This is a genomic window from Limnobacter alexandrii (genome assembly GCF_005871185.1).
Classification (GTDB): domain Bacteria; phylum Pseudomonadota; class Gammaproteobacteria; order Burkholderiales; family Burkholderiaceae_B; genus Limnobacter; species Limnobacter alexandrii.
Genome location: NZ_SWKN01000009.1, coordinates 172,173 through 185,969 on the forward strand (window position 1 = coordinate 172,173; position 13,797 = coordinate 185,969).

General features: G+C 53.6%; 12 protein-coding genes. 8 read left to right on the forward strand and 4 right to left on the reverse strand.

Going from position 1 to position 13,797, the window contains the following annotated elements:
- Positions 1-7: 7 nt before the first annotated feature.
- The 8 genes from FCS97_RS12585 to FCS97_RS12620 all read left to right on the forward strand — a co-directional run bounded on the left by FCS97_RS12585 (position 8) and on the right by FCS97_RS12620 (position 10,717).
- The gene (locus FCS97_RS12585; RefSeq protein WP_138518782.1) at positions 8-805 is read left to right on the forward strand and encodes a sulfite exporter TauE/SafE family protein; all 798 of its coding nucleotides are present in this window, start codon (positions 8-10) and stop codon (positions 803-805) included.
- Positions 806-2,485: a nitrite/sulfite reductase gene (locus FCS97_RS12590; protein ID WP_138518783.1), complete on the forward strand. Its 1,680-nt coding sequence runs from the start codon at positions 806-808 to the stop codon at positions 2,483-2,485.
- A gap of 1 nt (position 2,486) precedes the next feature.
- The gene (locus FCS97_RS12595) at positions 2,487-3,026 is read left to right on the forward strand and encodes a DUF934 domain-containing protein (protein WP_138518784.1); all 540 of its coding nucleotides are present in this window, start codon (positions 2,487-2,489) and stop codon (positions 3,024-3,026) included.
- 2 nt (positions 3,027-3,028) lie between these two features.
- A complete protein-coding gene (locus FCS97_RS12600) occupies positions 3,029-3,835 on the forward strand; it encodes a phosphoadenylyl-sulfate reductase (RefSeq protein ID WP_171035308.1) in 807 nt (268 codons plus the stop codon).
- A 40-nt stretch (positions 3,836-3,875) separates the two neighbouring features.
- Positions 3,876-4,799 carry a sulfate adenylyltransferase subunit CysD gene (cysD, locus tag FCS97_RS12605; protein ID WP_138518785.1) on the forward strand — a complete coding sequence of 308 codons (924 nt, stop codon included), beginning with the start codon at positions 3,876-3,878 and terminating at the stop codon, positions 4,797-4,799.
- Positions 4,800-4,814: 15 nt separating this feature from the next.
- Positions 4,815-6,164 carry a sulfate adenylyltransferase subunit 1 gene (locus tag FCS97_RS12610; RefSeq protein WP_138518786.1) on the forward strand — a complete coding sequence of 450 codons (1,350 nt, stop codon included), beginning with the start codon at positions 4,815-4,817 and terminating at the stop codon, positions 6,162-6,164.
- A gap of 55 nt (positions 6,165-6,219) precedes the next feature.
- A complete protein-coding gene (gene cobA, locus FCS97_RS12615) occupies positions 6,220-6,996 on the forward strand; it encodes a uroporphyrinogen-III C-methyltransferase (protein WP_138518787.1) in 777 nt (258 codons plus the stop codon).
- 79 nt (positions 6,997-7,075) lie between these two features.
- Positions 7,076-10,717, forward strand: coding sequence for a hypothetical protein (locus FCS97_RS12620; protein ID WP_138518788.1), 3,642 nt, complete (start codon positions 7,076-7,078; stop codon positions 10,715-10,717).
- Between the two features lie 11 nt (positions 10,718-10,728).
- Here FCS97_RS12620 and FCS97_RS12625 read toward each other — a convergent pair whose 3' ends face one another.
- From FCS97_RS12625 to lptF, 4 genes are read right to left on the reverse strand one after another with little or no spacing between them, the layout of a single operon-like run.
- Positions 10,729-10,989, reverse strand: a complete 261-nt coding sequence (locus FCS97_RS12625; RefSeq protein WP_138518789.1) for a hypothetical protein — start codon at positions 10,987-10,989, stop codon at positions 10,729-10,731.
- Positions 10,990-11,015: 26 nt separating this feature from the next.
- Complete coding sequence (locus FCS97_RS12630; RefSeq protein WP_138518790.1) at positions 11,016-11,393, reverse strand: sirohydrochlorin chelatase; 378 nt, start codon at positions 11,391-11,393, stop codon at positions 11,016-11,018.
- The gene (gene lptG, locus FCS97_RS12635; protein ID WP_138518791.1) at positions 11,390-12,595 is read right to left on the reverse strand and encodes an LPS export ABC transporter permease LptG; all 1,206 of its coding nucleotides are present in this window, start codon (positions 12,593-12,595) and stop codon (positions 11,390-11,392) included. The genes FCS97_RS12630 and lptG overlap by 4 nt, the downstream gene beginning before the upstream one ends.
- Positions 12,592-13,764, reverse strand: coding sequence for an LPS export ABC transporter permease LptF (gene lptF, locus FCS97_RS12640; RefSeq protein WP_138518792.1), 1,173 nt, complete (start codon positions 13,762-13,764; stop codon positions 12,592-12,594). The genes lptG and lptF overlap by 4 nt, the downstream gene beginning before the upstream one ends.
- Positions 13,765-13,797: the final 33 nt, after the last annotated feature.

Here is a 13,797-nt window from a genome sequence, read left to right on the forward strand (position 1 = left end):
CTTTCACGTGCCTTTTGACATTGATTTAGTCTACGTTGCTTCTGGCCTGGCGGTCGGCCTTTTGGTCGGCCTTACCGGCGTGGGTGGTGGCTCGCTGATGACACCGTTGCTCACTGTGTTGTTCGGCGTACCCGCCACAACTGCCGTGGGTACCGACCTGGCATTTGCGGCGATTACCAAAGGTGCTGGCACATTGGTGCATCGCCTTCGCAACACTGTGAACTGGCGCATCGTAGGCCTGGCATGTTTGGGCAGTGTGCCCGCCTCGCTGATTACCATTGCCATTTTGCACGGGCTTGACATTCAAAACGCCGGCAAAGGCAGCGCGATTGATGCGTTCATTCGCTGGTCCATTTCCATCTGCGTCATGTTGACTGTCGGTGTGCTTATTTTCAAAACAAAGATTGTGAAGTGGCTGCAAAACCACCCGCAAGCCCAATTGCAAGACAAAACGCGTACCATCGCGACCGTGGTTGCATTTGCAGTCATTGGCATGTTGGTCACAGTGTCATCGATCGGTGCAGGTGCAATTGGCGCCATGGTGCTGATCATGTTGTACCCGCATCTGAAGGCATCCGAAATTGCGGGTACCGATATCGCATATGCTGTGCCCCTCACCACAGTGGCTGCGTTTGGTCACTTCAGTTTGGGAACCGTTGATTTTGGTTTGTTGGGCGCACTGCTGCTGGGGTCTATCCCTGGTATCACAGTGGGCAGTTATTTAAGTCGCGCAGTGCCGGAAAGGTTCTTGCGCGGGGTATTGGCCACGACCCTCACCGCCGTGGCCGCAAAACTGGTGATGTAAATGTACAAATACGACGACTACGACCACGCCCTTGTACGCGAACGCGTGGCTCAGTTTCGCAACCAAACCGAGCGCTTCCTGAAAGGCGAACTGACAGACGAAGAGTTCCGTCCCCTGCGCCTGCAAAACGGCCTGTACATTCAGCGCCATGCGCCCATGCTGCGCGTGGCCATTCCCTACGGCTTGCTGGGCGCAAAACAATTGCACAAGCTTGCCGACATTTCGGCGAAGTACGACCGCAACTATGCGCACTTCACCACCCGCCAGAACATTCAGTACAACTGGCCTGCATTGGAGAATGTGCCAGCCATTCTTGCTGAATTGGCTGAAGTTGAAATGCACGCCATTCAAACCAGCGGCAACTGTATTCGCAACACCACCAGCGACCCGTTCGCGGGTATCGCGAAAGACGAATTTGTAGACCCTCGCCCATTTTGCGAACTGATTCGCCAGTGGAGCACCTTTCACCCAGAATTCGCCCACCTGCCACGCAAGTTCAAAATTGCAGTGAATGGTGCGGCAGAAGATCGTGCCGCAGTGCAAGTGCACGACATCGGTGTCAACCTGACGCGCAACGCAGCCGGTGAGGTGGTAGCGCAGGTGTTGGCAGGTGGCGGTTTGGGCCGCACACCCGTGATTGGTTCCGTGATCAAAAGTGATTTGCCCTGGCAAGAACTGCTGACTTACATCGAAGCAGTAATGCGCGTGTACAACCGCTATGGTCGCCGCGACAACCTGTACAAAGCCCGCATCAAAATTCTGGTGCGTGCCATTGGCCCTGAGGAATTTGCCAAGCAGGTGGAAGAAGAATGGCAACACATCAAAGGCGGTGTGTCCGTTATTCCCCAAAAAGAATTTGACCGTGTGTCCTCGTTTTTCACTGCACCTGCTTACGAGCAGTTCAGTGCCGAACAAGTGGCAACCATTGCCGAGCAAAATCGTGGCTTGCGCGCCAAGCATGTGGGTTTTGATCGTTGGTTAACGCGCAATGCACGCGAACATCGCCAGCCGGGTTATGTGGCCATCAGCATATCGCTGAAGCGCCCCGGCATTGCCCCAGGCGATGCCACCACCGATGAAATGCACCTGATCGCCGACTTGGCTGAGCAGTATTCCTTCGGTGAATTGCGTGTCACGCACGAACAAAACTTTGTGCTGTCCGATGTGGCCGAGCAAGACTTGTTCGAACTGTGGAGCACCTTGAAAGAACACAATTTGGCCATGCCCAACATTGGCTTGGTCAGCGACATGATTGCCTGCCCCGGCGGCGATTTCTGTTCATTGGCCAATGCCAAATCCATTCCGATTGCCTTGGGCATCCAAGAGGCCGTAGACAATCTGGACTACCAGTTTGATTTGGGTGATCTCAGCCTGAACATTTCGGGTTGTATCAACTCTTGCGGTCACCACCACATCGGCAACATCGGAATTTTGGGTGTCGATAAAAATGGCGAAGAGTGGTACCAGGTTACCTTGGGTGGCCGTCAGGGCAACGATGCGTCCATTGGTAAAGTGATTGGTAAATCCTTCTATGCCGAAGACGTACCCGGCGTGGTTGTGAAGTTGCTGGAAGTGTATGTGCGTGAGCGTCATGAAGATGAACTGTTCATCGACACGCTCGACCGCATTGGCGCTGAGCCCTTCAAAGACCACGTGTACGCCAACAAGGAGGCTGCATAAAATGGCAAACATTATTGTTAAACCACTGAACGGCGACGCTGAAATTGTTGCCGATGAATTTGTGGTGATTGAACAAGGTACTGACGAAGCACCCGTGGCAGTCCCTGCCGACGGCAAAGTGCTGGTGCACCTGTCTGTTTGGGAAGCCAACAAAGCCGAACTTTCTGAACGCGCACAAGCCGGCGAGTTGGGTGTTTACCTGAACCCAGAAGACAATCCCGAGCAGTTGCAAGGCGATGTGAATGTACTGAAGCTGATTGCATTCAACTTCCCCGTGTTCAAGTACGGCCAAGGCTATTCGGGCGCGGTACTGTTGCGCACGCGTTATGGTTTCACCGGCGAAATTCGTGCATTCGGTGACGTGTGGCGCGATCAATTCTTCTACCTGGCACGTTGCGGTTTCACGCAATTCGACATCAAGGAAGGCAAGTCGCTTCAAGACGCATTGAATGCGTTTGCTGATTTCACCATTCCTTACCAAACCAGTGCCGATGGTTCCTTGCCCGTGTTCAACCGCAGGGCTGCCGCCGCAGGAGCATAAGCATGAATGCAGTGAATACTTCAGCACAGTCGCGCTTCCACAGTGTTGAAGCAGCAACGGAAAACAACGCTGTGCAAGAACAGGTAATCGCCGTGTTTCGTGGCCCGCACCAACCCGCCACTGACATTGCGGCAAAAGTTCAAGCGCTGGAAACATTGTTGACCCAAGCCGCTCAGGAATTTGACAGCATTTCCCTGGCCAGCAGTTTGGCGGCTGAAGACAATGTGTTGTTCGACGTGATCGCGCGCCTGAAACTGAACATTCGTGTGTTCAGCCTGAACACGGGTCGTCTGCACCAGCAAACGCTTGATGTAGCCCCTGCCCTGCAAGCCAAATATGGTCAAACCGTACAGTGGTTTGAACCAAAAGCCGACGCAGTTGAAACCTATGTGAACACCAAAGGTGCCGACGCTTTTTATGACAGCACGGCGCTGCGCAAAGAATGCTGCGGCATTCGCAAAGTGGAACCGCTGGCCCGCGCGCTGCAAGGTGCAAAGGCCTGGGTAACCGGCCAACGTCAGGCGCAAGCTGCAACACGCGCTACCTTGCCAGTTCGGGAATTCGATGCTGACCGTGGCATTGAAAAATTCAATCCTCTGGCTGACTGGAGCGAAGCCGATGTGTGGACCTATGTTCGCCAGTTCGATGTGCCCGTGAACAAGCTGCATTTCGAAGGTTTCCCATCGATTGGCTGCGAGCCCTGTACCCGCGCAATCACCATTGGTGAAGACATTCGCGCAGGCCGCTGGTGGTGGGAAGACCCCACCAGCAAAGAATGCGGTTTGCACAATGCCAATTTGAAAAAATAAGCTGAATTCAACAATTGAAGAAAACAAGTCGAGAGCAATCATGAGCACGCAAGTGAGCACGCAAAAACACACCATGTCCCACCTGGACTGGCTTGAAGCAGAAGCCATCTACATCATGCGCGAAGTGGCCGCCGAATGCGCACGTCCCGCAATGTTGTTCTCAGGTGGCAAAGATTCCATCGTGATGCTGCGCCTTGCCGAAAAAGCATTTCGCCCTGGCAAGTTTCCGTTTCCTTTGGTGCACATTGACACCGAACACAACTTCCCTGAAGTGATCGAGTTTCGGGACTGGAAAGCCAAACAACTGGGCGAGGAACTGATTGTTCGTTCACTGGAAGGCTCCATCAAAAAAGGCACCATTCGCCTGCCACACCCGGAAGCCTCCCGCAATGCATTTCAAAGCGTAACCCTGCTTGAAACCCAGGAAGAATTTGGTTTTGATGCACTCATGGGTGGCGCCCGCCGGGATGAAGAAAAAGCGCGCGCGAAAGAACGCATTTTTTCCTTCCGCGATGGCTTTGGTCAATGGGACCCGAAAAACCAGCGCCCCGAACTTTGGGACCTTTACAACACACGTGTACACCCGGGTGAACACATGCGTGTATTCCCCATTTCCAACTGGACCGAACTGGACGTGTGGCAATACATTGAGCGTGAAAAGCTGGAGTTACCCAACATTTACTACGCCCACGAACGTGAAGTGATCGAGCGCAACGGCCTGTTGGTGCCCATCACAGAAATGACTCAACCCAAGGCTGGTGAAACGGTTACAACACGTGTGGTTCGCTTCCGCACGGTGGGCGACATTACCTGCACCTGCCCGGTGGCAAGTACCGCAGCCACGCCCGCTGAAATCATCACTGAAACTGCAGTGACCGACATTACCGAGCGCGGCGCAACCCGCATGGACGATCAAACTTCCGAGGCCTCCATGGAGCGCCGCAAGAAAGAAGGCTATTTCTAAATCGAGATGAATACCATGAACGCAATTAACGAAGCCCTGAAACTGAGCACCCAAGACCATGGTGTGCTGCGCTTCATCACCGCTGGCTCTGTCGACGACGGAAAATCAACCTTGATTGGTCGCCTGTTGTTTGACAGCAAAGGCATTTTTGCTGACCAGCTGGCCGCCATTTCCAAGGCGAAAAACAAGCGCACCGCAGGTGATGCAATCGACTTTTCCCTGCTGACCGACGGTCTGGAAGCGGAGCGCGAGCAAGGCATTACCATCGACGTGGCTTACCGCTATTTCGCCACACCTGCGCGCAAGTTTATTGTGGCCGACACGCCGGGGCACGAGCAGTACACCCGCAACATGGTGACTGGTGCATCCACCGCCGACGTGGCTATTGTGCTGGTCGACATTACCCGCGTTACCTTCGAAGAAAGCGCCGAAGGCCTGAAAGCCACACTGCTGGCGCAAACAAAACGCCACAGCGCGATTGCAGGCAAACTGGGCATACCTGCCATTTTGTTTGCCGTGAACAAAATGGACCTGGTTGATTTTGATCAAGCAAAATTCATTGCGACTGAAAAAGCCGTTAGAGAACTGGCAATCACCGTGGGTGTACAAGAAGCACTGGTGCTGCCAATTTCAGCCCTGACCGGCGACAATGTGGTGACGGCCAGCCCAAAAACGCCTTGGTACACCGGTCAGCCCTTGCTGCCCATTCTGGAAAACATTCCCAGCCGTGCAGACCGCGCTGAAGCGGCTCACAAGGTGGGTTTCCGCTTCCCGGTGCAGTTGGTGGCGCGTCACGACGGACACAAAGCCGAGGATTTTCGCGGCTACATGGGCCGTGTTGAGGGCGGCAGCGTGAAGGTTGGCGACACCGTGGTGGTTCATCCTTCCGGCCAAAGCGCCGTGGTGTCTCGCATCGTGTTTTTGAACGACGATTTGCCTGAAGCCCATTTGGGCCAATGTGTAACACTGGTGCTGGACCGCGATGTGGACGTGTCCCGTGGCGATCAAATTGTCAGCAGTGGCGACACCGTGAACCACGCCCCGGTGAAATCATTGACGGCCGACATTTGCTGGCTGGACAATGAACCATTGAACCCTGCGCGCAAGTACTGGATCAAGCAAACCACACGCCAAACCCAGGCCAAAATCAAGGCGGTGAATTTGGTGCTCGACATTCACACCTTGCTGCACGGGGAAAGCACCAAAACGGTGCAAATGAACGACATTGCGCAGATTGAATTGGTGCTGGCTCAGCCCATCGTGGCTGATTTGTACACCGAATGCCGCGCAACAGGCAGTTTTATCCTGATTGACAGCGCCACCAACCAAACCGTGGCAGCTGGCATGATCGTTGCAAAGAACTAAGCAACGACCCTTCACCCGGTTGTTGGTTGCTTGTTCTTAAATAGGGACTTTTGAGATGGGACGCGTTGTGTTGATTGGAGCAGGACCTGGAGCGGAGGATTTAATCACCGTTCGTGGCCTGAAGCTGTTGATGCAGGCAGACTGCGTGTTTTACGATGCGCTGGTCAGTCCCTCTCTTCTTTCTGAAGCACACCCCGATGCAAAACTGGTCGCCGTTGGAAAACGCTGCGGCAAGAAATCCACTGCCCAACACTTCATTAACAAACAGCTTGTTGAGGCGGCCGACCAATTCAAACTTGTGGTGCGTTTAAAAGGGGGTGACCCCATGGTGTTTGGTCGCGCCGACGAGGAAATTACCGCACTCAAAACTGCCGGCCATACTGTTGAAGTGGTGCCCGGGGTGACTGCAGCACTGGCTGCAGCCAGCAGTTTGCAAGCGTCCCTGACCTTACGTGGCATTGCGCGCAGCGTCACATTCACAACCCCTTCTGTGGGTGCCGATGAGGTACCCAGCACGGAATTATTCACTGGCACCGAGAATGACACCGTGGCTGTGTACATGGGTCTGCGTCAGGCGGGTCCGTGGGCTGCCGCACTGCTTGAAAAAGGGCGCAACGCAAACACACCTGTTATTTTGTGCGAAAGCGTGTCATTGCCCAGCGAAAAATTCACTCCACTGAACCTCGGCAAGTTGCCCTTGTTTTCTGCTGAACAACTGACCGATGGGCCTTGCCTGATTTTGATTGGCCAGGCCTTGGCTAAGGCGTGCCTTCAGCTACGCGCACAAAGCGCAGACGACATCCCGCTGTTGCCCCCTGTCCAGGCAGCATGAACTAAAACCCCTGGCTGGCTACTCAATGGCTTTGTGTGCTGTTGGGCACACAACACGCCCTTAGTCGAGCCAATTTTTCATGCCAACGTCCCACCCGCTTAGCGCCAACCCCCGGCCAGCCCACGAATTTTTTGAATCCCCCTATCGATCAGAAACATCGTTCAAGAACTTTTCTGCCTTTCTCAATAAAACCTTGACAGTGGCGAGCCGCCATTCACAGGGCCAGGCTCGGTTCTCACTGCTGGAATTGCTTCAAACACTGAATGTGCCCGAAGCGATACTCAAAGGATCATCTGTTCATCGGTGGAAAAACGAAACACCACCTGAAGACATTGATCTTCAATTGCCTTTGCAAGAGAACGACCAGAAAGACCAACTTCTCGAGCAAATACACGATTTTCTGATGTCCCGTACTGGTGAAACACGAAGAACCAGACAGGCGTTCGAACAAAAAATCTGGTTCGGAAAAGTCAGCCATGCGCTGGAAGGCGCATGGAAGCGACTCATCATTCACGTGGGCTGCCCTCGTGCCAATTCAAGCACACTGGACCTGAACTTCACCAACAAACCCACACTGTCTCACGACACCATTCATGCCTCCAAAGGGATCCAGTTCAACTGGGCCAAACGCAAGGCTTTCATGGTGGATTCATGGCACCCCAGCTTGGTGGAATGGCTGGGACACAATCAACTGCTTTGGTTTAACACCGACATCGATGACGGGCTGGCACGGCTCAGTTACAGACTTTGCAAAACCCCCAAAGCCACGCTGCTTCAACCTGCGCTGGCAAACCAATTCGTTTCACAAGCCACACAGGCCGGGATTGACAGCATTTATCTGCGTGTGCTGCAAAATGAGTACCCCAACAGCCAATTGAACACCGCATCCAGGCTCGCATTCTGGCTACCCTTGATTGATCAAGCCACATCCGGAAATCATCCGGCGCTTGAATCGGAACTTTTGTCATGGAGTCAATTCAACACCCTGGCTCAACTGCAACAAGCCATCGCCGATCTGGACACTCAACACATTGTTCTGGACCGGCTGTGCAAAGCTTGCCAAATTGGCATCAATTTCAAAAACTCCATCAAACATGTGCTGAACGCACACAGTGAAATTGCGCAAAATGCCCGCGCTCAAATCCCGAGTGCGATTGGTGCGGAGTTGCCTGCCGCGAACCGCTTTTTTGAACTGATCGACCAGTGGCCACAAATCGACGAAATACCCGAACACGAGTTGCAGACCGTGATGGGCCACTACCTGCAAGAGCTTGCACAAAGCGACGAGCCGACACATGCCAGGCGAGCAGCGCACATGCTGGGTTGGCTGCAAGGTGATGCACAAGCATCGCTTCACTTCTGGCTGGATCGACTGTCGCCCCCACAACGCGAAAACCCGCCAGAGTTCGAGAAAAACCGGATCATGTCTGCCCTGGTTCAAGTCATCAAAGAGCAAGGTGTGGATGGTTTGCGAAGTGCCATACCGGTGCTGGAACAACTGGGAATTGCCAGCGACGATTGGCGAACTGTGGTGTGTGCAATCCATCAATGCAAAACGCCTCACGAATTCACGCCACCCTCATCGAGCCCCTGCACCTCGTTCGATTTTCTTGCCCTGTTGTCCCGACATTCCATGGTACTGCGTAGCATGAGGCCGGGCGCGACGATTGAATTGAAACAGGCTAAAGACCCGATACTCACCCAAGGCCTGTATAGGCAACTGCTTGAATTGAGCCAACGCCTTCAAGCGGAAAAAATTCCCGTCCTCCTGCGCGGCGTGGTGCATGCAAAGCTGGATTCACTGGACATCGAGCTGCCTGACATGGCATTGAATGTGTCGCTTGGACAGTCGACTGTGACCGTGACAGCGGGCCAACACAAACACTGGTTGACCGAGCATGCCTTCGGCTCTCTCATGCCACAGACACAGGGTGGTACATCCACCTTGCATGTACTGTGGAAAGACGGATCGATGTTTTCGGGACAAACCAGTGGATCCGGTCACTTCAGTTTCAATGGCACTTTGATCTGCATTGGCACACAAAATACACCGACGGGCTTGCGCGGTCTGCTTCAGGTGGGTCGCGACTTGTGCGCCAGCATGACACCGGGCATTGATCTGGAGCACAATCACTGGGCTGCCAAGGGGCTTTTCAACGGCCATCAACTGTTGAAATCATCCTCTCTCGTGGAGGCTGCTCAGTCTCTGAAAACCGGAACCCTCACTGACCACACACTGACACACGGACTCTACATTGAACACGACATCCGGGATCACCAGCCCAAACTGTGCAAGTTGCATATTCCGGACCCACGCGGCAAAACCTGTCTGCAACTGAGCTACCAAATCAGTGCCTCTGCCACGGACTCTGAGGTTTCCCAATTCGAGAATGTCTGGGGTGTTCTGCCCAAGGTGAGCGAGGTTCAATCACATGGTGTTTTGCACATCGCGCCCTACGGCCCCATGCAGTTCAAGAGCGCCTTGCCATGGAACGTCCATCAACACGCCATTACAGGTTGGGGAGAAGTACAGGGGGCTGGTGCAGTTTCGTTCAGGTGGAAAGGTCCAGTGGTTGGCAACCAGTTATTGCCTTTGGGCAGCCTGTATCTGGACAAACAAAAAATACCGGCGATCGTATTTGATGCTTCGGACACCTCTGATCCGCTGCCGGTCAACCTCCTTCCTCACATGGCGGATCTTTTGGGCAAACGATTGAACGGCAGCTACCGCTTTTTGCCAAAAATCTGGAATAACAACACACAATGGCCACCGGCTGGCTTTGAGGGTTTCGTCCATCAACAACAGTGCGGCACCGGGTCATTTACAGGCTACCTCACTGCCACTGGGCGAGCCGTCGGTACATTGAACCAGGCCGGGGTGTCCACCAAAAATCACGACACCGCTTGGTCTGGCGCATTCAAGGTGCAGAATGCGGCTGTGCTGGCGCAGGGGGCCATTGGCCTGGACCATCAGGATCAGGCCTCTTGGGGTGTAGTCATGTCCGAACAAAGAATACTAATGCCGCATGGGCTTGTCCGGGAACACCTCATCAATCGCGACAATCAACAGGCATTTGCGCGAATAGAGCATGTTTACTTTTGCGGTCAAGGCATGTCACACGGTCGCATTACACAGCCACGCGAGTTGGTGTACGACAGTCCCAACCTCACCCGGTATCTGGTGGGGACAGGCTACTCGGTGATGCACAACCCCAAACACCTGGACATTGTTGTCAACGCCGGAGACGGTGGGCACGACTTCATGATTATCAGACCCCAGCACTACGACAAACAGAGCAAATACCAAGAAGATTACCGGGACGCTCAAGGCATGCACGCCAAATGGCTGGTGGTTGACAATCAATACCGGATGGGAAACATCCACTTCCCATCTGGTTTGCAATATTCAGGACAAATTGCGAGACGGGGAAACTACTTTTGCATGCATGGCAAAGGCAAACTGAGTGTTGGTGAAATCTCGTTTCTGACTGAGATAGGATCTGACTTGCAAATCCTGAGCGTGAAGGGCTTGAACCCGGAGAGCGAACACTGGTTGAGTCTTTACACCGTGAACAACCAGACGCCAAAGTTTGATTTGCCTCAGTGGATTGAGTTGCTCACCAACGGAAAAGTGGACTGGCACACTGACGTGCAAGCCCACCTGTTGATACGCCAACTCAGTCACCTGAAAGAGAAGGCCACTGTGTTTTCAATACAGTAACCACACAACACTCAACCGGCTGCTGCCTCGCATTTCTTCATGAATGAATTTTTGGCGGCACCGGCCAGCTTTTTACCATCCTTGCCCACAGCACGCTCTTCACAACTGGCTTTGTTGTCAGCCAGGCATTTTTTCATGAACGAATTTTTTGCGGCACCATTCAATGGCTTGCCTTCTTTGCTGACCGCTTTGGCCTGACAAGCTGCCTCGGTCGATTGTGCATGGGCGGGAATGAAAAAACACAGCGCAGCCAACAGCAACCATTTCTTCATGTGAAGTCTCCTGTTTGTTTTATTGATTAAACCTGCTGAACAATTTCAGTGGCAATTGCTTGCCACACTGCATCCCACTGACCCACAGCGGTTGTGGCCTCAATGTTCAAACCCGGGTGTTTGGCTTTCATTTCTGCCATGATCACCGGGAAATCATTTTTCAAGTGCCCGCCCTTTCCAAAGAAAATTGGCACCACTTGAATATGCTTTACGCCGCCTTGCACCATACAATCCACCGTGTCGGGCAGGCTGGGTGCAATCAATTCGAGAAATGCCAGTTCAACTTGCACATTGGGCAGTTGGGTAGTCAACATGCTTTGCAAACGCTTCATGGGCTCAGCCCACTGCGGGTCGCGTGCACCATGACCGAACAACACGATTGCTTTGTTTCCGGTACTGCTCATCGATTCCTCAATACATTCAAAGTGCGCCAAGGCGCAGGTTGCGACACCCACCACAATGCCCCCATGCCCACCACAAAGCCCAGCAAGCTGGGCAAAGCCGCACTGACGAACGGCGGGAAGCTGGCCACCATGCTGAGGTGGGAAAACAAATTATTCACCAAGTGAAAACCTACGCCAATCATGATGCCCGCGAACACCTTCACGCTGACACTGCCCGAGCGGAAATGCAGGTAGGCAAAAGGCAGGGAAATCATCATCATGATGAGAATGGCAAACGGGTACATGATTTTTTTGGCAAAGGCCAAATCGATGTTGTCGGTGGCCTGCAGGTTGCTGCTCAAGAATTTCGAGTAGTTGTACAACTGCCAGGCACTCATCCGGTCGGGGCGAACAAACAAGCCGGTCAACAGCTCAGGCGACAAGTTCGAGGTCCATTGCATGGTTTCAAGCGACTCGAACTCACTGGCCTGAATGGTTAAGCCGGCACGTGCGGCATCCGGGTTGCCAACTGCCTCGTCGAAATAACGCTGAAGCAGCACATTGCGCAATTCCCAGTCGCCGCTGTCCGGGTCAAACTTCGCGCTTTCGGCACGTACCCACGCACGAATTCTGGACTCAGGGTCGAGTTCGTAGTACTCCAGTTTGAGCAATTCACCGTCTTTGTTGAATGAATCAAAATTCACGAAACGCACCCGCGACTCTGCATCAGGAGCACTGTAGGTGTCGCGCATCCAGTAACCACTGCGGAAATCACGGTCTACCTCGTAACCCAGTGCTTTGGCCCGCATGGGTACTGCAGCCCTCTCGGCCAAAGGAGCCACTGCCTCACCGAACAGCACGGTAATTACCACCACACCCGCTGCAATCCGAACCAACATTTTAAGCATGCTGGTGGTGCTTAAACCTGCTGCGCGCATGGCTGTCAATTCACTGCTGGCGGCCAGCTGTACCAAGGCGTAAATTGAGCCGATCAGCGCGGCAATCGGCGCAATTTCATAGACCCGTGCGGGCAAACCCAACAACACGGCGATGAAATAATAGAACCAGCTGGTACCAGGCAAACTCAAACGGTCCACCTCGGCAATCAAGTCGAAAAATGCAAACAAACCGACAAAAGCCACCATCACGAATGTGATGGCTTTGTAGAGTTCGCTGCGAAAGTAAACCAGCAAGGAATGCGGTACGGTGAAAGGCTTTTTCATCGCTTAATCTCCTGCCCCGCCACGACATCCTGCAAATCGAGAGAACGAGCCGACCTGCGCCATTGAAACAAAGAGGCGCCCGCAGGGCGATTCCGCTTCAGCATCAAGACATAAAACATCAGTAACACGCCCGCATGCGGCAGCACCAAAGCCACCCAGAAATCGAGGGTTTCCTTCGTCACCATGCTTTGGGTGACCGACACAACATTGCTGTATGTGAGATAAATCAAGAGAGCAAAAAGCTGGTTCAGTGAATTGCCGCCACGCGGATTCACGAATGCAAGTGGAATGGCCAGCAAACCAAGCGCCAAGGCAGACAAAGGCAAACTGACACGCCACAACAATTCGCCCTGCGCTGCAGGTGAAAAGTCGGCAACCAGCAAATCAACACGGCGGTGTTGCAGCTGAAAGCTGGGGGCAGCACCCAGGGTGTTGTCGATGGCCAGGCCGTAGGTTTCAAATTCGGTACTCGTAAAACGTTCACCAGTGCCATCAAGCATGGCACGCCTGCCGCCACTGAGCACCAAGTACGGCTGACCGTTTGCGTCTACTTCCACACTGCCTCGCGCCGCAGACACCACCGTGCGGGTATTCCCTTTGGAATCGACTACAAACACGTTTTCAACCTGTTTGGTCACCTCCGATTGTCGTTCGACAAAGAACACCCTGTTGCCTTCACCCGACTCGCGAAATTGCCCTGCACTAACCTTGCTCACATCGTTGCGCTTGGCAAAACGGTCTTTTGCGGCATCCAGTTCAGCCTTGGCCCAAGGCGTAAGCCACACCGAGCAAATCATGGCCAGAACAGTGAGAGGTACAGCAAAGCGAAGCACAGGCCGCACCAGGGAAAAAAGTGACACCCCGGAGGCAAACCAGGCGGTCATTTCCTGCTCTTTGAAGGCGCGCGACACCACGCCCATGACCGCAATAAACACGGTGATCACCAAGGCGGCTGGCAGGTATTGAAGCCCGCCCAGCAAAATTAGGGTAAATACTTCGGCGTTGTCGACTTTGCCCCCGGCAGCCTGGCCAAGGGTGCGCACCAACACTGTGGTCACAATGATGGTGAACAGGGCCACGAAGGTGGCCCCTGCGGTTTGTGCGAAGTCTTTTCGAAAAGTGGATCGAAACAGCATGCAATGCAGGCGGGCTGCGCTTTGACTCGCCAACCCAGCTTGTTAATAATGGTAGATTGTCGCATG